Below are 17089 nucleotides of genomic sequence, written 5' to 3'. Positions count from 1 at the left end.
GCCGCCTCGCTTTGGCTTTTGAAAAAGAGACTCGCCATCAGGGCAAAACCAAAAGTGGCCGTTACCGCAGGAATGGGTAGGTACTCCGAAAACAAACAACAGGTCGGCACCAGGCTGCCTGTATTCACGAATCACCAGAACAAAAATGCCCGGCCAAAAGCCGGGCATTCCAGACAAACATCACCCAATATCAATCAGTAAAACCAAGCCCCGCAACCCGGCTCAACCGAGCCTGCCCACGAGTTGCCAGGCAGTAATACAGCGGACACGTCACCACCAACCCCACCAGCCACGACAGATCCGCGCCCTCAACCAGATTGGCATAAGGCCCGACATACAGCGATGTATTGGCGAACGGCAACTGCACGATGATCCCGATGAAATACGCCACGATCGCATGCAGATTGAACCGCCCATAGATCCCGCCATCCGCACGGAAGATCGAGGCAATGTCGTAGCACCCACGCTTGATCACATAGAAATCGATCAGGTTGATCGAAGCCCACGGCACCAGCACTAACAGCAGCGCCAGGATCAGCCCGATGAACTGTGAGATGAAGTCCGCCGAAGCGCCGAGCGCGACCACGCAGCACCCCGCCAGCACCACGCTCGACAACACCACGCGCACCTTGATGCTCGGCGTCCACTGACTGGCGAAGGTCTGGATCGAGGTGATGATCGACAGCACCGCGCCATACAGATTCAAGGCGTTGTGACTGATGATGTTGAGCAGGAACAGCACCATCAGAATCGGCCCCAGCCAACCGGTCGATTGCTTGACCGCAGCCATCGCTTCAGTGCCTTCCGGGGTCGCCAGGACCGCCACCGCGCCGAAAGTGAACGAGAGGATCGTGCCCAGCGTCGCGCCCAGGTAAGTGGCGAAGAACGGGCGAGTGATGCCGATATCCGCCGGCAGGTAGCGCGAGTAGTCCGACACGTAAGGCGAAAAGCTGATCTGCCAGATGATGCCCAGGGACACGGTGGCCAACCAGCCGGACAGGTTGAAACCGCCACGGGTGAAGAAGTCCGCCGGCAAGTCATGGGCGAAGATGTAGAGGAAACCGGCGAGCAGCGCGCTGCCCATCACCCAGGTACCAATACGATTGAGGGTATGGATGAAGCGGTAACCGATCACCCCGATGGCGGTCGCGCTGAGGGCACCGATCAGGATACTGGCAGGCACCGGGACCGAAGGCACGATGCCGACGATCGATTTGCCGGCCAACACGATGTTGGAAATGAAAAAACCGACGTAAATCAGGGCGGCAAAGAACACGATCAGCAGCGCGCCATAGCGACCGAACTGACCCCGGCTCTGCACCATTTGCGGAATGCCCATGCGCGGGCCCTGGGCCGATGCCAGGGCAATCACCAGCCCGCCGACCATGTGTCCCAGGGCAATCGCCAACAGCCCCCAGAACAAATTGAGATGGAACACTTGAACCACCATGGCACCGGTGACGATAGGCAGTGGCGCAATGTTGGTGCTGAACCATAGGGTGAACAGATCGCGGGCCTTCCCGTGGCGCTCTGCGAGTGGAACGTAGTCGACCGTGTGATTCTCGATCAACGGGTCTTGCCGGGACATCTGGGACATATGCATGAACTCGAGTTTGTCTGTTCTTATCTTTGTATGAAGCCAAACCGGGGGGACTCTCTGGTCGCCCCTCAGATGAACACCATATTATGGTATTCCAACTTTTTCACAAGACTGATCCGGTCTTTGCAATCCCATCTGATCTGCAATCCTGCCGCAAACCCCCACCCTCTGCCTAGCTGAAAGCCCTGTATTTATTGACCTCAAGACCGGAGGTGTACGTTTATCGGCCGGTAGAAAAAGCCCTTGCAAACGATGTATTACGGTATACCATCAGACCTACAAACTCATAAAAACCATGCACCACACCCGAGGACAGTCCAATGATCGATGCCGCCATCTACAAACAAGTCATGGGCTCGTTCCCGTCCGGCGTAACCGTGATCACCACGCTCGATGACGACGGGCAAATCGTCGGCCTGACAGCCAGTGCGTTCAGTTCGCTGTCCATGGATCCGGCCCTGGTGCTGTTCTGCCCCAACTACAGCTCCGACTCCTACCCGGTTCTGATCAAGAACAAACGCTTTGCCATTCATGTGCTTTCCGGCGGTCAGCAAAGCGAAGCCTATGCCTTCGCGCGCAAGGGCAAAGACAAGGCACAAGGCATCGAGTGGACATTGAGCGAGCTGGGCAATCCGATCCTGGCCAACGCCACGGCGGTCATCGAATGCGAACTGTGGCGCGAATATGAAGGGGGCGACCACGCGATCATGGTCGGCGCGGTGAAGAACCTGATCGTGCCCCGGCAGAATGCCGGACCACTGGTGTATTGCCACGGCAAGATGGGCGCCCTGCCCGTTCTCGCCTGATTCCACAATCCATGTAGGAGCGAGCCTGCTCGCGATGGGCGTCAACAACGCGGGTCGTCTGAATGCCCGTGTTGTCCGCGCGTTTTTCGCGAGCGGGCTCGCTCCTACAGATCTACGCAAATCCCTGTAGGAGCGAGCCTGCTCGCGATGGGCGTTAACGATAACGCGGGTCGTCTGAATGCCCGTGTTGCCCGCGCGTTTTTCGCGAGCGGGCTCGCTCCTACAGATCTACGCAAATCCATGTAGGAGCGAGCCTGCTCGCAATGGACGTCAACGATAACGCGGGTCGTCTGAATGCCCGTGGTGCCCGCACGTTTTTCGCGAGCAGGCTCGCTCCTACAGATCTACGCAAATCCCTGTAGGAGCGAGCCTGCTCGCGATGGACGTCAACGATAACGCTGGCTGTCTGAATGACTGCGTTGTCCGCGCGTTTTTCGCGAGCGGGCTCGCTCCTACGGTTTTGGGTTCCACGCAAATCCTTGTGGGAGCGGGCTTGCCCGCGATGGACGTCAACGATAACGCCGACCGTCTGAATGCCCGTGTTGTCCGCGCCGGAATACATAACCGCCCTCCTGCGTGCCCAGGGACAGATAGGCATAAGCCGAGTGACTCTTGGTAAGTGACCGTCTAAGAGAAATATTTTGCAGATATTCCGTATTATGGTATACCAATAATCAATCAGCCGAACAGCCGTACTCAGGAACGCGCTTTACACTGGCGAGAACACCGGGGAGCCCTGCGCTCATTCCAGGCAACAGGCCCGCAGTCGACAGGCCGACAACAAAAGATCCGAGGTAAGCGTCATGAAATTTTCCCTGTTCGTACACATGGAACGTTGGGACGAAAGCATCAGCCATCGCCAGCTGTTCGAAGACTTGACCGAGCTGACCTTGATGGCCGAAGCCGGTGGTTTCAGCACCGTCTGGATCGGTGAGCACCACGCCATGGAATACACCATCTCGCCGAGCCCGATGCCGCTGCTGGCCTACCTGGCGGCCAAGACCACCACCATCCACCTCGGCGCCGGCACCATCATCGCGCCGTTCTGGCACCCGATCCGGGTCGCCGGCGAATGCGCATTGCTGGACGTGATCAGCAACGGGCGCATGGAAGTGGGCCTGGCCCGTGGTGCTTACCAGGTTGAATTCGACCGCATGGCCGGTGGCATGCCAGCCTCAAGCGGCGGCCAGGCGCTACGGGAAATGGTTCCGGTGGTTCGTGCCCTGTGGCAAGGCGACTACGCCCATGACGGCGACATCTGGAAATTCCCGACCTCTACCAGCGTGCCCAAGCCAATCCAGAAGCCGAACCCGCCGATGTGGATCGCCGCCCGTGACCCGGACTCGCACAACTTCGCCGTGGCCAATGGCTGCAACGTCATGGTGACGCCGTTGATGAAAGGCGACGAAGAAGTACTGGACCTGAAGAACAAGTTCCAGACCGCGCTGGACAACAACCCGGACGTGCCACGCCCGCAACTGATGGTGCTGCGTCACACCCATGTTCACGCAGTCGATGATCCCGAAGGCTGGAAGGTCGGGGCCAAGGCGATCGCCAAGTTCTATCGCACTTTCGATGCCTGGTTCGGCAACAAGGAAACCCCGGTCAACGGCTTCCTGGCGCCAAGCCCGGAAGAGAAATTCGCCGGCCGTCCGGAGTTCGAACTGGACAGCCTGCACAAAACCGCCATGATCGGTACCCCGGAAGAGATCATTCCGCGCATCAAGTACTATCAGGAACTGGGCGTCGACGAGTTCAGCTTCTGGTGCGACAACAGCTTGCCGCACGCCGAGAAGAAGAAATCCCTGGAGCTGTTTATCAAACACGTGGTCCCGGCGTTCCGCTGAGTCCTCTGAGTTGCTTTATGTAGGAGCGAGCTTGCTCGCGATGTTCGTCAACGATAACGCTGGGGGCCTGACACCCCGCGGGGTTCTCAGGTCTTTCGTCGGAACGCCGCCCGGAGCGGGCTCGCTCCTACAGGGTCGATTTCCATGTTCAATGGTCGTCTCCAGTCACTCGCCCTTCCCTCCGGCGCCGCGCGGGCTTACCTGCGCGGTGAATGGACCGCTTCGCACCTGCATTTCAAGCGTTTGCGCGCCAGTGTTTCGGCCAAGCAGAACGGCTTCTGGCAAATAGTTCACTGAGCACTCCCGAACAGGAATCCACGTACCTCGACGTCAGGCGATAGCCTCGCGGTTGTGGTGCATTGTGCTTCGGCCCGGTGGTTATCGGGCTGGCTGGACGCAACAGCGTCCGGCCCATGATCAGGTTTGCTCTATGAACAATAAAAACGCACTGTTGATCATCGACATGCAACAGGAGGACGGTTTCGTCCTCGAACACTTCGATTCGGTGCTGGCCAACACCGCCACACTGCTCCAAAGCGCCCGCCAGCAGCGGGTCCCCGTTATCTATACCCGCCATATCAACCAGGCCGACGGCAGTGATCTGCCACCGGGCGAACCCCGCGCCGCCGATGGCGGCCCGAGCGGCTATCGCGCCGGCACGCGGCAAGTGGAGATCATCCAAAGCCTCGCCCCGCGACCCGATGAAGCCGTCGTCGATAAAGGCCGCTACAGCGCTTTCCACCGTACCGACCTCGATGCCCGGCTCAAGGCACTGGACGTCGACACGCTGATCATCGGCGGCGTGCTGACCGATGTCTGCGTGTTGACCACGGTGTTCGATGCCTTTGCCCTCGGCTACCACATTCGCCTGGTCAGCGATGCGTGCACCACGACCACCGAGGCCGGGCACTATTCGGCGCTGTTGATCATGGCCAACTGGGTCTACTCCCTGGAAATCCTCACCACCGGCGAATGCCGGCGCGCCCTGGAAAACCGTGACTACGTAAGCCTGAGTCCCGAGCACCCGGACCTGTTCGCCCACCAGCCCCACGAACTGCAAAGCACCATCGCCCGCCTGCACACCCACCTCGTCCGGACTCAGGAGTGATCGCCATGCAAGTTGAAAAAAGAAGCATCGATTTCATCCCCGAAGCCGAACGTCATGGTCAGCCGGGTTCACTGTTTTTCATCTGGTTCGGCGCCAACATGAACATCACCACCATCGCCTCGGGTGTGCTGCCGGTGGTGATGGGGCTCAACCTGTTCTGGAGCGCATTGGCAATCATCATCGGCTCGCTGATCGGGGCGATATTCATGGCCTCCCACTCCGCCCAGGGACCGAAACTGGGCATCCCGCAGATGATCCAGAGCCGGGCCCAGTTCGGCGTGCTCGGGGCGGTGTTGCCGCTGTTGTTCGTGATGCTGATCTACCTGGGATTCTTCGTCAGCAACACGCTGCTCGCCGCCCAAGCGCTGGAGTCGGTCAGCCCGTTGCCCGCCAACGGCAACATCTACCTGATCGGCGCCTTGTGCTTCGTCGTCGCGCTCTACGGCTACCGATTGATTCACCGCCTGCAGAAACTGCTGTCGATCCTTTCGCTGCTGGTGTTCGTCGTCGCCACGCTCTTCGCCCTGCAACTGTCGATTCCGCCCGAGCAGTGGCTACCGACCGGGTTCTCGCTGTCGAAATTCCTGGTGGCCGTGAGCATTGCCGTCACCTGGCAGCTGTCGTATGCGCCGTATGTCGCCGACTATTCGCGCTACCTGCCCAGCCAAACGCCGACCGCCAAGGTGTTCTGGTACAGCTACGCCGGGACGGTCAGTGGCGGTGCGTGGATGATGATTCTCGGGGCGATCCTGAGCGTCGGCATCGGCGACTTCTCCAGTAACGTCGGCGGCCATGTCGCCGGGCTGTTCGGCAGCGGCGCGCTCCTGCTGTTCGCCTTCATCGTCTACGGCCAGGTGTCGATCAACGTCTTCAACCTGTACGGCGCTTTCATGTCGACCATCACCGTGATCGAACCCTTCACCCGCCTGAAAGTGACACCCCGGGTGCGCGGCCTGTTCATGCTGGTGATCAGCCTGGTGGCCACCGCCCTGTGCACCATCAGTCAGGATGACTTCATCACCTTCTTTCTCAACTTCATTTTCTTCATGAGCTACTTCCTGATCCCGTGGACGGCGATCAATCTGGTGGATTACTACTGCTTGCGCAAAGGTCAGTACCGGATCGATGACATCTTCGACGTCAACGGGATCTATGGCCGGGTCAACTGGATTGCCTGCGGCAGTTTTGTGCTGGCGATTGCGCTGGAGATTCCGTTCATGAACACCACGCTCTACGTCGGCCCGGTGGCCACGGCCCTCGACGGCGTCGACCTGGCCTGGCTGGTCGGGTTGCTGGTGCCGGCCTTGAGCTACTTCTGGCTGATGAAGCTCGGCAAGCGCGCGCCGGTGCTGAAGCAAGCGTCGTAATCGTTAATCTGTGGCGAGGGCGCTTGCTCCCTCGCCACAAGTCAGTGTTCGACCTTGAGTGGACAGCATTGCAGCCCCGGACAGCGATTAATGAGCTATACCCCTTAATCACCCATTGCGGTTCTTCTATGCAGGAGGTTGGCAATGAAATTCAGAAACTCACTTACCGCGCTCATGGTCATGACCAGTCTGTTCGGCTGCGCTACTTCATCAAACAAGAGCGTGTCCGTTACATTGGTTGCCACCCGGCAAAACACTGGTCAGATCGGCAATGTCGCCTTGTCCGACTGGGGCAAACAGACCGGCCTCAGCTTCTTCATCAGCGGTGTTCCAACCGGAGCGGTGCTGCCCTTGCGCCTCTATTCGTTCATCAACAAGGGCAGTTGCGCAAAACCCGGGCCCGTCGCCTACGCCATGAACGACAAGGTCGATACCGAACGCCAGGCCGTACGTGGCTGGTCGTTCAGCCGAAGCGCCCCCGTCGAATTGTCCGTGCTGCTGGCCGGTGAGTATTCCATTGTCGTGCGCACTGCGGCGACCGATGGAAATGTCGATATTTTCTGTGGGGACATCAAGCAAGGCGTTGCGCAGAAATAGCTCAAGGCCAGCACCCGCATCCCGACTGGCGAGGCGACGCCGGCAGCGGTGCGAACGCCCCCTTAACGCTCACCTGACGGCCCTTCAGCAGAACCTGCTGGCGGGCCTTTTTCATTGGAAGGCGCTATCACTCACAAAAGCTGCAGCTGGATCAGGTCGTCGTTCAGTCTGGCCACAATCTGGTCATAACCGGCCAGGGTCGCGTGCGCCGTCTGCATCGGCTGATCATGGGTGGCCGTGACGATCAGCAAATCCGCCCCCGCCGCTTCGGCCGCGAGAATACCAACAGTGGCGTCTTCGAACACCAGGCATTCGGTGATCTCGACACCCAGTCGCCGGGCCGCCAATCGATAACCGGCCGGATCAGGTTTGCCAGCGCTGACGTCTTCGGCCGTGACCATCACCTGCGGCTCGGGAATCCCGGCGGCGGCCATGCGGCGCAACGCCAACGCTCTGGGGGCCGAGGTGACGATGGCCCATCGATGGGCCGGCAATGACTTGAGAAACCCCGCCGCACCCACCACCTCTGCCACCCCGTCGACATCCTCGAGTTCCGCCTGGGTGATCCATGCCGCTTCGGCTTCGGCATCGACGCCGGGTAACGCCAGACGGCTGATCGTGTCGATGGCGCGGGCGCCGTGGATGGTCGGCAGGAAGGTCTCGACATCGACGCCGTGACGCTTGGCCCAGGTCGCCCAGACGCGCTCGGCGGCGGCAATGGACGTCAGTACGGTGCCGTCCATATCGAACAGAAAGGCACGGTACGGGTGATGGAAAACGCAGGTTTGAGCGGACAAGGCGGACCTTCCTGTCTAACGGAGCTGGCGGGTGTGATGGCCAATGTACAGGATCAATGCGGCGGAAGATTAGCCTGCAATGCGTTTTGTACGCAGTCGAGCAACTGCCCGAGGGCCCAGGGTTTCTTGATGAACCAAACCGCATGCCGCACGCCTGAACTTTCGGGGGTTTCATAGCCGGACATGATCATGATCGGCTTGTCCGGCCAGCGATCACCGACCAGGTTGGCCAGGTCCGCGCCATTGAGCTTGCCCGGCATGGTGATGTCGGTCAGCAGCATCCGCACATCCTGCGCATGCTGCTCCAGATACTGCGATGCAGCGTCCGCACTGGTCTGCGGCTGCACCACAAAGCCTTCGTCCTGCAGGATTTCACAGAGAAACTCCAGAATGAGCGGGTCATCCTCAACCACCAGGATCAACCCGCCAGGAAGGTGTTCGCCCGCTGTCGGTACTCGACTCATGACCGTGCCGCTCCCTGATGCTTCAATGAATTCGCGGGCTCAATGCCGCTGCCTACAGGTAGGAGCAGCGGAGTGGGCGGAAATTCATTTTTGATGCAGGCAAAGGGTGAAACCAGGCAATGGCATGGGGCATGACTTCAAGTCATAGGGTGATAAACCTGTAGGAGCGAGCCTGCTCGCGATGAGGTTTACCAGTCGATATTGATGTTGACTGACACACCGTCATCGCGAGCAAGCTCGCTCCCACAGGGTTTGCAGTTGGCCGGGGTTACTGCGACATGGCGTCCTTTTTCATCGCGTCCTTGCTCATGCTGTCCTTGGACATGGCGTCTTTCTTCATCGCATCTTTGGACATGGCATCTTTGGACATGGCATCTTTGGACATGGCATCTTTTTTCATCGCGTCCTTGGACATGGTGTCCTTGGACATTGAATCCTTGGTCATCGCGTCTTTTTTCATCGTGTCCTTGGACATGGCGTCCTTGGACATCGAGTCTTTGCTCATGCTGTCATTGCTCATCGTATCGGCGGCAAACACGCTGGCGGCGCCGACGGCCAGGCACAGGGACAGAACAACGGTGGTCAACTTTTTCATGATGAAACTCCTTGATGCATGGGGGGACAAACGAAGTTGCCGGGCGCCTGTCAGCTGCCACCGAACCAGTTGTAGCCCTGGTCTTCCCAGTAGCCACCGCTGTAGGTGTTGCTGACGAAAATCGCCTGGATGTGTTTGGGGTTCTTGTAGCCGAGCTTGGTGGGCATGCGCAGCTTCATCGGGAAACCGTATTCGCGAGGCAGCACGGCGCCGTCATAGGTCAGCGCCAGCAGGGTTTGCGCATGCAGTGCGGTGGCCATGTCGATACTGGTGTAGTAGTCGTCGGCGCACTTGAAGCCGACGTATTTGGCATCGGTGTCGGCGCCCACGCGTTTGAGGAAATCGCTGAAGCGCACACCACCCCAGCGGCCGATCGCGCTCCAGCCTTCGACGCAAATGTGCCGGGTGATCTGGTCGGTCTGCGCCATCGCGCGTAGCTCTTCGAGGCGCCAGCTGCGCTTGTCGGCGACCAGGCCGGTCACTTCCAGGCGATAACTCTCCTGGTCCACCACCGGTGCCTCGTCGATGCCGTAGAAGGCATTGAAAGGAAACGGCCGGGTGATCATCGACTCCGGATAGGTCGGCGCCATGGCGTTGGGGTTGAACAGCCAGCCCTGCACCCGATCGTTGAAGCGCGACATCGACGACAAGGCGGTGTCGACGCTTTCGTTGTCGGTGAGGTTGCAGCCGGACAGCATGGCCACGCCACCGAGGGTCAGACCGCGCAGCAGGAACGAACGGCGCGAGCGGTCTTCGATCTGCGGGGCGAGGATTTTGCGGGCGTCGGTCAGGATGGACGACTCGTCCAGACCCGATCCTTGAATGTGCTTTTTCATACGGGCTCCTTGCGACCCACGATCATGGCCAAGAGTGTTTTTGGCACCAGCGCGACCATCACCAGATGCACCGCCACGAAGGCGACCAACAGCGCCATGGCGAAGAAGTGCACACGTCGTGCGCCTTCGTAGCCCCACAGCAGCTCACGCAACAGCGGGAACTGCACGGACTTCCACAGCACCAGCCCGGAAAGCACCAGCAGCGTGATATCGACCATCACGAACAGGTAGGCCACGCGCTGCACCTGGTTGTAATGACTGAGGTCGGCGTGACCGAGTTTGCCCCGCAACGCGGCCCACAAGTCTTGCAGCACGCCTTTGGGCGAGACCGGGAAAAAGCGCCGTTTCAGGCGCCCGCTGAACAGGTTGAACGCCAGATAGACAAGACCGTTGATCGCCAGGAACCACATGGCAGCGAAGTGCCATTGCAACGCACCACCGAGCCAGCCGCCGAGGGTGATCGACTTGGGAAAGCTGAAATCGAAGATCGGCGAGGCGTTGTAGATGCGCCAACCGCTGGTGACCATGACCAGCACCGCCAGGGCGTTGAGCCAGTGGGTCAGCCTTAGCCATCGTGGATGGCTGGCTCTGGGTGAGGCAGGTAGCGGCGACATGACGGGCTCCCGGCTGTTGTTCGTTGGGGCCGAGTATGGGAGCCGCAAGGTCGCCAAATCCTCACGTAAAGTTAAATAAATCGTGATAACTGCCCTCACCCGACCCCTTGTAGGAGCGAGCCGGCTCGCGATGGTCGTTAACGAAAACGCGGGAAGTCTGACACCCCGCAGCGTACTCAAGTCCATCGCGAGCAGGCTCGCTCCTACAAGGTTTGTGGGAACCGCCCATGCTGCAACTATGGTTAAATGCCGCCCCCTTCAAATGACCGACCCGACCCGATGAACCCTGAAGCCCTCGCCACCCTCCGCGAACATTTGCTGACCGCCCTGGCGGCCGCCCCCGCCGAAACCCGCCGCCTGTTCCACGGCCGCGGCCGCTGCTGGCCGGGGCTGGAGCAATTGACCGTCGACTGGTTGCAGGGCGTGGTACTGGTGGCGTTGTTCAAGGAGCCGGAAGCGGCGCAGCTGGAGGCGTTGAAACAGCTTCTGCTGGCATTCACGCAGTCAGACGCCTGGGCGCAATCCGGCGCGCACACCCTGCTGCTGCAACATCGCTACCTGCTGCAAAGCACCACCGAATGGTTGCTCGGGGAAGAAATCGACGAGCTGACGATTGTCGAGGGCGGTCTGAAGTACCGGGTGGACCTTGGGCGCAAACAGAACACCGGCCTGTTTCTGGACATGCGCTACGGTCGCGATTGGGTACGGGCCAACGCCGAGGGCAAACGGGTGCTAAACCTGTTCGCCTACACCTGCGGCTTCTCCGTTGCCGCCATCGAGGGCGGCGCGACCCACGTGGTCAATCTCGACATGTCCAGCCCGGCCCTGAGCCGCGGTCGCGACAATCACCGGCTCAATGGGCATGACCTTGGCAAGGTGACCTTTCTTGGCCACGACCTGTTCAAGTCCTGGGGCAAAGTCATCGGCAAAGGCCCTTACGACCTGGTGATCATCGACCCGCCGTCGTTCCAGAAAGGCAGCTTCCTGTTGACCAAGGACTACCAGCGCGTGCTGCGCCGCCTGCCGGAATTGCTCGCTGAAAACGGCACCGTTCTGGCCTGCATGAACGACCCGGCCTTCGGTGCCGACTTCCTGATCGACGGCGTCACCCGCGAAGCGCCGAGCCTGCAATTCATCGAACGACTGGAAAATCCGCCGGAATTTCCGGATGCCGATATCGAATGCGGGCTGAAGGCGTTGGTGTTCAAACTGCAAAGCTGAAACACCGCCTTCGCCGGCAAGCCGGCGCCTGCAAAAGCGAAAGCGTCAGCGTGGCCGCAACACCAGGGCAAACAGCTCGCCATGTCCGTTCACATTGAGCTTGTGATAGAGATTGCGCCGATGCACCTTCACCGTCTCCGGCGAGATCCCCATGTGCTGGGCGATGGCCTTGCTGGAGAAGCCCTGGAGAATCAGGCGCGCGGTTTCGATTTCCCGTGCCGACAGGCGTGCATCGAAGCGGTCCAGCAAGGTCGCCAGATCACCGGCCACCGCCTCGGCGGCCGGCCCTTGCAGCGGCAGCAGTTGCGTATGTCGACGCATGGCGGCCAGCACCCAATCGCGCACGCACAGCAGGCGACCCTGCTCTTCGAGGCTGAAGCGTGTGGAACGTCCCAGGGACAAACCGAGCACGGCGCCGTCGACGTTGAGCATGAACTGCAATTCGTCGCCGCCGACCACCGAACGGAAGTAACTCAGGTAGTACTCGCTCTGCTGGAACTGGTCGGGTGCCACCGATTCGAGCCTGTGCAAGCCATCGGCAATGCCCGCGCACACGGCCAGGTAGAACGGATCGAGCAGGTACATGCCGGCGCGGTAATCCGCCAGTTCTTCATGCTCGTCGGCAACGCCCCGCGAGTCGAAATCAATCAGCAGGCTGGGCACCCGTCCGGCCTGCATCACCGCGACCAGCGCGTTGTCCAGCGGCACCAGCAAACGCAGGGTGTCGACCAGCGCCCGCCAGAAGCCCTCCTGGCCCACGGCGCCAAACACCCGCGCCAGCCCCTGGTGCAGCGGTAACTCTTTCAACAACGCGTCCACGCACTACCCCTTTCGAGTAACCCATGATGGGAATGGGTGACGGCCACCCCGGTCGATACGCTGCAGACTCCTGATTATCACCGGCCTGCAGCAGGCCAGGAGTGCCGCATCATGAGTGGTCACCGCTCGTATTTCAATCTGGGGTTGGGCGCCTGTCTGGCGATCTCGTTGTCGGCGGTCGCCGCCGATGGCGAGACCGTGCATGTGTACAACTGGTACGACTACATCGGCCCGAACACCCTGCATGACTTCAAGCGTGACACCGGTATCCAGCCGGTCTATGACACCTTCGACAGCGCCGAAGTCCTGGAAGGAAAACTGCTGACCAGCCGCAGCGGCTACGACGTGGTGGTGGCCAGCAACTTCAGCCTGCCGACCCTGATCAAGGCCGGCGCCCTCGCCCCGCTGCCCCACGCCCGGATGCCGGATTTCACTAACATGGACGCGGATCTGATGGCGAAACTGGCCAACAATGATCCGGGCAACCAGTACGCCGTGCCGTACCTGTGGGGCACCAACGGCATCGGCTACAACGTCGACAAGGTTCGCGCTGCCCTGGGTGACAAGGCGCCGGTGGACTCCTGGGACCTAGTGTTCAAGGAAGAGAACCTGGCCAAGCTCGGCCAGTGCGGCGTGGCGATGCTCGATTCGCCCTCGGAAATGCTGCCGGTCGCCCTGCACTACCTGGGCCTGCCGCCCAACAGCACCAACCCCGAGGACTACAACAAGGCCGAAGCGCTGCTGCTCAAGCTGCGTCCACACATCGCTTACTTCAATTCGTCGAAATTCATCAGCGATCTGTCCAACGGCAACATCTGCGTCGCGGTGGGCTGGTCCGGCGCGATGCTGGAGGCCAAGGCCACCGCCGAACAGGCCGGCAATGGCGTGAAGATCGCCTACAGCCTGCCCAAGGAAGGCGCGCCGGTGTGGTTCGACACCCTGGTGTTGCTCAAGGATGCCCCGCATCCGCAACAGGGGCTGGCGTTCATCGACTACCTGATGCGTGCCGACGTCATTGCCCCGGTCAGCAATCACCTCAACTACCCCAACGGCAACCGCAACGCGACGGCGCTGGTGGCCGAGGCAACCCGCAACAACCCTGCGGTCTACCCGTCGGCCGAGGCCCTGGCCACCCTGTTCACCCTGCAACCCTTGCCGCCGGCTACCGAACGGGTGCGCACGCGGATCTGGAGCAAGGTCAAGAACGGCGAATGAATTTGATCCTGTGGGAGCGAGCCAGCTCGCGAAGACGTCGGGTCAGTCGACATCACTTCGCCTGATACACCGCATTCGCGAGCAGGCGCGCTCCCACAAGTGAATCACCGCTGTCAGCCAGATATTTTCCAACCCACGAATTCGAAGATGAGTAAACCGATGAAACCACGTGCCCGCGACCTCAATATCCAGTTTGGCCAACTGCAACCCGGCCCGCTCAATGCCATCACCGATGTCCCCGGCGTGCGCGTCGGCCACAGCAATGTGCGCGGCCGCAGTGCCAAGGGTCGTGACATCCTCACCGGTGTCACCGTGATCGAACCGCGTGCCGGTTCGACCAGCCTGCAACCGTGTTTTGCCGGCGTTCATGTGCTCAATGGCAATGGCGACGCGACCGGCCTGGAATGGATTCGCGAAGCGGGTCTGCTGACCAGTCCGATCGCCTTCACCAACACCCATAGCCTGGGCGTGGTGCGAGATGCGCTGATCGTGCTGGACCGTGAGCAGCAACCGGACGACGGCCGGCTCTACTGGAACATGCCGGTCGTGCTGGAGACCTTCGACGGTTTGCTCAACGACATCAACGGCTTCCATGTGCAGGTCGAACATGTGGCCCAGGCCCTGCGTACAGCAGAAAGCGGCCCGGTGGCCGAGGGCAATGTCGGCGGTGGCAGCGGCATGATCTGCCATGAATTCAAGGGCGGCATCGGCACCGCTTCACGGCGCCTGAACAATGCCCAGGGCGGCTGGACGGTCGGCGCCATCGTCCAGGCCAACCACGGTATTCGCGGTGAGTTGCGCGTCGATGGCTACCCGGTCGGGCGCTACATGGAACAGGTCGATTCGCCGTTCCTCAAGGCATCGCTGCCGCATCCGGGCATGGGTTCGATCGTGGTGTGCCTGGCCACCGATGCGCCGTTGCTGCCACACCAATGCACACGCCTGGCGCAGCGTGCCAGCCTCGGCCTGGCCCGCACCGGCGGTGGTAACGAAGACCACAGCGGTGACATCTTCATCGCCTTTTCCACCGGCAACCCGCACGTGCCGCCCGCCGCCTACGAGAGCAAACGCGCGCCCACCACGGGCAACCTGAGCATGGTCAATAACGATCACATCAGCGAATTGTTCCTGGCGGCCACCGAAGCGGTGGAAGAAGCCATCATCAACGCCCTGCTGGCCGCCGACAGTGCCGAAGGCAATGGGCATGCCGTGCCGGGACTGGATCCGGAAACGCTGCTCGATGCCCTGCAGCAGGCCGGATGGCCGGGCGCCGGGAAAACAAAAAGCTGACAATTATGGGGGTGATTCGACTAGCGGTACTTGAGGTCGAACCCCCAACTTTCTACGATGATTCTGCGCAGCCGCTTGCTTGCCCAAGCCGTTGCGCAGGTGGTGAGTGTACTGAACCCCTATCAAGCTCACCGCCTGCTTCATGCGCATCTTGAGCCTCAATGGCTCCACTTCCTCCCCATCAAAGAGCTTTGAGGCTCTTTTTTAACTGCGCGACTTCCAGACCAGAGAAAGCCCGGCAAATGGCCGGGCTTTGTGCTGCCTGAAATCCGCCCCTTGTGGAAGCGGCCTGCCCGCGATGGACGTCGACGATAACGCCGGCTGTCTGAATGCCCGTGTTGCCCGGGCGTTTTTCGCGAGCAGGCTCGCTCCTACAGGTGCCATGCAGATCCTTGTGGAAGCGGCCTGCCCGCGATGGACGTCAACGATAACGCCGGCTGTCTGAATGCCCGTGTTGCCCGGGCGTTTTTCGCGAGCAGGCTCGCTCCTACAGGTGCCATGCAGATCCTTGTGGGAGCGGGCCTGCCCGCGATGGACGTCGAAGATAACGCCGGCTGTCTGAATGCCCGTGTTGCCCGTGCGTTTTTCGCGAGCAGGCTCGGTCCTACAGGTGCCATGCAGATCCTTGTGGGAGCGGGCTTGCCCGCGATGGACGTCGACGATAACGCCGGCTGTCTGAATGCCCGTGTTGTCCGTGCGTTTTTCGCGAGCAGGCTCGCTCCTACAGGTGCCATGCAGATCCTTGTGGGAGCGGGCTTGCCCGCGATGGACGTCGACGATAACGCCGGCTGTCTGAATGCCCGTGTTGTCCGTGCGTTTTTCGCGAGCAGGCTCGCTCCTACGGGTGCCATGCAGATCCTTGTGGGAGCGGGCTTGCTCGCGATGGACCTCAACGATAACGCGGGGTATCTGAACACCCCGCATTGCCCGCGCGCTTTTCGCGAGCGGGCTCGCTCCTACAGGTGCCATGCAGATCTTTGTGGGAGCGAGCCTGCTCGCGATGGTCGTCAACGATAACGCGGGCTGTCTGAATGCCCGTGTTGCCCGGGCGTTTTTCGCGAGCAGGCTCGCTCCTACGGTTTCGATCGGGTTATCAGACCAGGCGCAAGCGCGGGCCGGTGGCGGGCACGGCGTCCTCCCCCAGTCGTTCGCGCACAAACTCGTTGGCCTTGCGCGTCAATTGGTCCAGATGCCGGTCACGCTGTTTTTCCGCGTCGAGCATGGCGCGCTTGCCATGTTTTTGCAGCAGGTAGGTGTGAATCTGCCGCACTTCCAGGGAGCTGTAGATTGACGCCACATCCAGCAGCGCCATCAGGCCGTCGCTGCCGTGATCGCGGGTGTTCATCAGCACCTGGGTAGCGCGCGCACCCACGACCTGAAAGCCCATCGCTTCGAAGTACGGCACCTTGCCCACTGCACAGGTCAGCTCGGCATGGGGATAGCGACCGACCATCTCCCGCAGCATTTTGCGCGCAACGCCCTGGCGCCGATGGCTAGCATCCACCGCCATATAAGCCACGCCGCACGCCTCGGGATCGTCCTTGACCGGCAAGTACAGCAAAAAGCCGATGACCTTGTCCGGGTCGTCCAGATCGGTGGCGACCAGCAACTCCACATCAATCCCTTTCGCCCCGTTCAACGCCTCCAGATACAGGTGCACCTCATAGCCAATCGCATACTGGTAGACGTTGTACAACAGGTTGCTGGGCGGGATCGCGACCATGCTGATGTCGGTCAGGTTATCGACCACCATCTGCAGGATCTGGCTGTTGATGTGCTCGGGGCACGGGGTTTTGAAGTGGCTGATCTGGGGCATTGCGGGGGCTGACTCCGGGGGCTGGGGTGAAGCGTTGATCGCGGGGCTGCCTATCATAACGTGCCCGGGCGCATTACTCGCCTGCCAAACCGTCGAG

Annotated in this window: 18 protein-coding genes; 9 read left to right on the top strand and 9 right to left on the bottom strand. The window is 60.7% G+C overall.

The genetic code is table 11. The features are described 5' to 3' along the window. Positions 1-190 precede the first annotated feature (190 nt). Positions 191-1597 carry a purine-cytosine permease family protein gene (locus tag BLV61_RS26975; protein WP_090468581.1) on the bottom strand — a complete coding sequence of 469 codons (1407 nt, stop codon included), beginning with the start codon at positions 1595-1597 and terminating at the stop codon, positions 191-193. A 323-nt stretch (positions 1598-1920) separates the two neighbouring features. On the opposite strand from BLV61_RS26975, the gene BLV61_RS26970 reads away from it, so the two are divergent. The 6 genes from BLV61_RS26970 (at position 1921) to BLV61_RS26945 (ending at position 7325) form a co-directional block, all read left to right on the top strand. Then, complete coding sequence (locus tag BLV61_RS26970; RefSeq protein ID WP_047527859.1) at positions 1921-2406, top strand: flavin reductase family protein; 486 nt, start codon at positions 1921-1923, stop codon at positions 2404-2406. A gap of 803 nt (positions 2407-3209) precedes the next feature. Next, positions 3210-4253, top strand: coding sequence for an LLM class flavin-dependent oxidoreductase (locus tag BLV61_RS26960; RefSeq protein WP_047527857.1), 1044 nt, complete (start codon positions 3210-3212; stop codon positions 4251-4253). Positions 4254-4397: 144 nt separating this feature from the next. Then, a complete protein-coding gene (locus tag BLV61_RS31365) occupies positions 4398-4550 on the top strand; it encodes a hypothetical protein (protein ID WP_167361809.1) in 153 nt (50 codons plus the stop codon). Positions 4551-4683: 133 nt separating this feature from the next. Then, positions 4684-5361, top strand: a complete 678-nt coding sequence (locus BLV61_RS26955; protein WP_090468577.1) for a cysteine hydrolase family protein — start codon at positions 4684-4686, stop codon at positions 5359-5361. Positions 5362-5366: 5 nt separating this feature from the next. Continuing rightward, positions 5367-6728, top strand: coding sequence for a purine-cytosine permease family protein (locus BLV61_RS26950; RefSeq protein ID WP_090468575.1), 1362 nt, complete (start codon positions 5367-5369; stop codon positions 6726-6728). Positions 6729-6872: 144 nt separating this feature from the next. Further along, positions 6873-7325, top strand: a complete 453-nt coding sequence (locus BLV61_RS26945) for a hypothetical protein (protein WP_047527851.1) — start codon at positions 6873-6875, stop codon at positions 7323-7325. 131 nt (positions 7326-7456) lie between these two features. Here BLV61_RS26945 and BLV61_RS26940 read toward each other — a convergent pair whose 3' ends face one another. The 5 genes from BLV61_RS26940 to BLV61_RS26920 form a co-directional block, all read right to left on the bottom strand. Continuing rightward, positions 7457-8122 (bottom strand): HAD-IA family hydrolase, encoded by a 666-nt coding sequence (locus tag BLV61_RS26940; RefSeq protein ID WP_090468574.1) that lies wholly within the window; start codon positions 8120-8122, stop codon positions 7457-7459. 53 nt (positions 8123-8175) lie between these two features. Continuing rightward, a complete protein-coding gene (locus BLV61_RS26935) occupies positions 8176-8586 on the bottom strand; it encodes a response regulator (protein ID WP_090468572.1) in 411 nt (136 codons plus the stop codon). 268 nt (positions 8587-8854) lie between these two features. After that, positions 8855-9181: a pentapeptide MXKDX repeat protein gene (locus BLV61_RS26930; RefSeq protein ID WP_090468570.1), complete on the bottom strand. Its 327-nt coding sequence runs from the start codon at positions 9179-9181 to the stop codon at positions 8855-8857. A 50-nt stretch (positions 9182-9231) separates the two neighbouring features. Then, the gene (locus BLV61_RS26925) at positions 9232-10017 is read right to left on the bottom strand and encodes a molybdopterin-dependent oxidoreductase (protein WP_090468568.1); all 786 of its coding nucleotides are present in this window, start codon (positions 10015-10017) and stop codon (positions 9232-9234) included. Next, complete coding sequence (locus BLV61_RS26920; RefSeq protein WP_047527843.1) at positions 10014-10631, bottom strand: cytochrome b/b6 domain-containing protein; 618 nt, start codon at positions 10629-10631, stop codon at positions 10014-10016. The genes BLV61_RS26925 and BLV61_RS26920 overlap by 4 nt, the downstream gene beginning before the upstream one ends. A 279-nt stretch (positions 10632-10910) precedes the next feature. On the opposite strand from BLV61_RS26920, the gene BLV61_RS26915 reads away from it, so the two are divergent. Continuing rightward, positions 10911-11852 carry a class I SAM-dependent methyltransferase gene (locus BLV61_RS26915; RefSeq protein WP_090468564.1) on the top strand — a complete coding sequence of 314 codons (942 nt, stop codon included), beginning with the start codon at positions 10911-10913 and terminating at the stop codon, positions 11850-11852. Between the two features lie 45 nt (positions 11853-11897). On the opposite strand, the gene BLV61_RS26910 is transcribed toward BLV61_RS26915, so the two are convergent. Beyond that, entirely contained in the window at positions 11898-12671 is a 774-nt protein-coding gene (locus tag BLV61_RS26910; RefSeq protein ID WP_090468562.1) for a helix-turn-helix transcriptional regulator, read from the bottom strand. 111 nt (positions 12672-12782) lie between these two features. Between BLV61_RS26910 and BLV61_RS26905 the strand changes: the two genes are divergently transcribed. Next, positions 12783-13886, top strand: coding sequence for a polyamine ABC transporter substrate-binding protein (locus tag BLV61_RS26905; protein ID WP_090468559.1), 1104 nt, complete (start codon positions 12783-12785; stop codon positions 13884-13886). Positions 13887-14045: 159 nt separating this feature from the next. After that, positions 14046-15176, top strand: coding sequence for a DmpA family aminopeptidase (locus tag BLV61_RS26900; protein ID WP_090468555.1), 1131 nt, complete (start codon positions 14046-14048; stop codon positions 15174-15176). 204 nt (positions 15177-15380) lie between these two features. Here BLV61_RS26900 and BLV61_RS31360 read toward each other — a convergent pair whose 3' ends face one another. Together BLV61_RS31360 and BLV61_RS26890 are read right to left on the bottom strand one after the other, a co-directional pair. Beyond that, a complete protein-coding gene (locus BLV61_RS31360) occupies positions 15381-16100 on the bottom strand; it encodes a hypothetical protein (protein WP_167361808.1) in 720 nt (239 codons plus the stop codon). 169 nt (positions 16101-16269) lie between these two features. Next, positions 16270-16992, bottom strand: coding sequence for a GNAT family N-acetyltransferase (locus BLV61_RS26890; protein ID WP_090468550.1), 723 nt, complete (start codon positions 16990-16992; stop codon positions 16270-16272). Positions 16993-17089: the final 97 nt, after the last annotated feature.

Source organism: Pseudomonas mohnii (genome assembly GCF_900105115.1).
Classification (GTDB): domain Bacteria; phylum Pseudomonadota; class Gammaproteobacteria; order Pseudomonadales; family Pseudomonadaceae; genus Aquipseudomonas; species Aquipseudomonas mohnii.
The sequence above is the reverse complement of the archived record's forward strand: the minus strand, read 5'-3'. Positions and strand labels throughout refer to the sequence as shown.

Excerpts from the sequence above, each read along its gene's own strand:
- BLV61_RS26975 (WP_090468581.1), bottom strand. The coding sequence starts at position 1,597 with ATGTCCCAGATGTCCCGGCAAGACCCGTTGATCGAGAATCACACGGTC.
- BLV61_RS26970 (WP_047527859.1), top strand. The coding sequence starts at position 1,921 with ATGATCGATGCCGCCATCTACAAACAAGTCATGGGCTCGTTCCCGTCC.
- BLV61_RS26960 (WP_047527857.1), top strand. The coding sequence starts at position 3,210 with ATGAAATTTTCCCTGTTCGTACACATGGAACGTTGGGACGAAAGCATC.
- BLV61_RS31365 (WP_167361809.1), top strand. The coding sequence starts at position 4,398 with ATGTTCAATGGTCGTCTCCAGTCACTCGCCCTTCCCTCCGGCGCCGCG.
- BLV61_RS26955 (WP_090468577.1), top strand. The coding sequence starts at position 4,684 with ATGAACAATAAAAACGCACTGTTGATCATCGACATGCAACAGGAGGAC.
- BLV61_RS26950 (WP_090468575.1), top strand. The coding sequence starts at position 5,367 with ATGCAAGTTGAAAAAAGAAGCATCGATTTCATCCCCGAAGCCGAACGT.
- BLV61_RS26945 (WP_047527851.1), top strand. The coding sequence starts at position 6,873 with ATGAAATTCAGAAACTCACTTACCGCGCTCATGGTCATGACCAGTCTG.
- BLV61_RS26935 (WP_090468572.1), bottom strand. The coding sequence starts at position 8,586 with ATGAGTCGAGTACCGACAGCGGGCGAACACCTTCCTGGCGGGTTGATC.
- BLV61_RS26930 (WP_090468570.1), bottom strand. The coding sequence starts at position 9,181 with ATGAAAAAGTTGACCACCGTTGTTCTGTCCCTGTGCCTGGCCGTCGGC.
- BLV61_RS26925 (WP_090468568.1), bottom strand. The coding sequence starts at position 10,017 with ATGAAAAAGCACATTCAAGGATCGGGTCTGGACGAGTCGTCCATCCTG.
- BLV61_RS26920 (WP_047527843.1), bottom strand. The coding sequence starts at position 10,631 with ATGTCGCCGCTACCTGCCTCACCCAGAGCCAGCCATCCACGATGGCTA.
- BLV61_RS26915 (WP_090468564.1), top strand. The coding sequence starts at position 10,911 with ATGAACCCTGAAGCCCTCGCCACCCTCCGCGAACATTTGCTGACCGCC.
- BLV61_RS26905 (WP_090468559.1), top strand. The coding sequence starts at position 12,783 with ATGAGTGGTCACCGCTCGTATTTCAATCTGGGGTTGGGCGCCTGTCTG.
- BLV61_RS26900 (WP_090468555.1), top strand. The coding sequence starts at position 14,046 with ATGAAACCACGTGCCCGCGACCTCAATATCCAGTTTGGCCAACTGCAA.
- BLV61_RS31360 (WP_167361808.1), bottom strand. The coding sequence starts at position 16,100 with ATGCGGGGTGTTCAGATACCCCGCGTTATCGTTGAGGTCCATCGCGAG.
- BLV61_RS26890 (WP_090468550.1), bottom strand. The coding sequence starts at position 16,992 with ATGCCCCAGATCAGCCACTTCAAAACCCCGTGCCCCGAGCACATCAAC.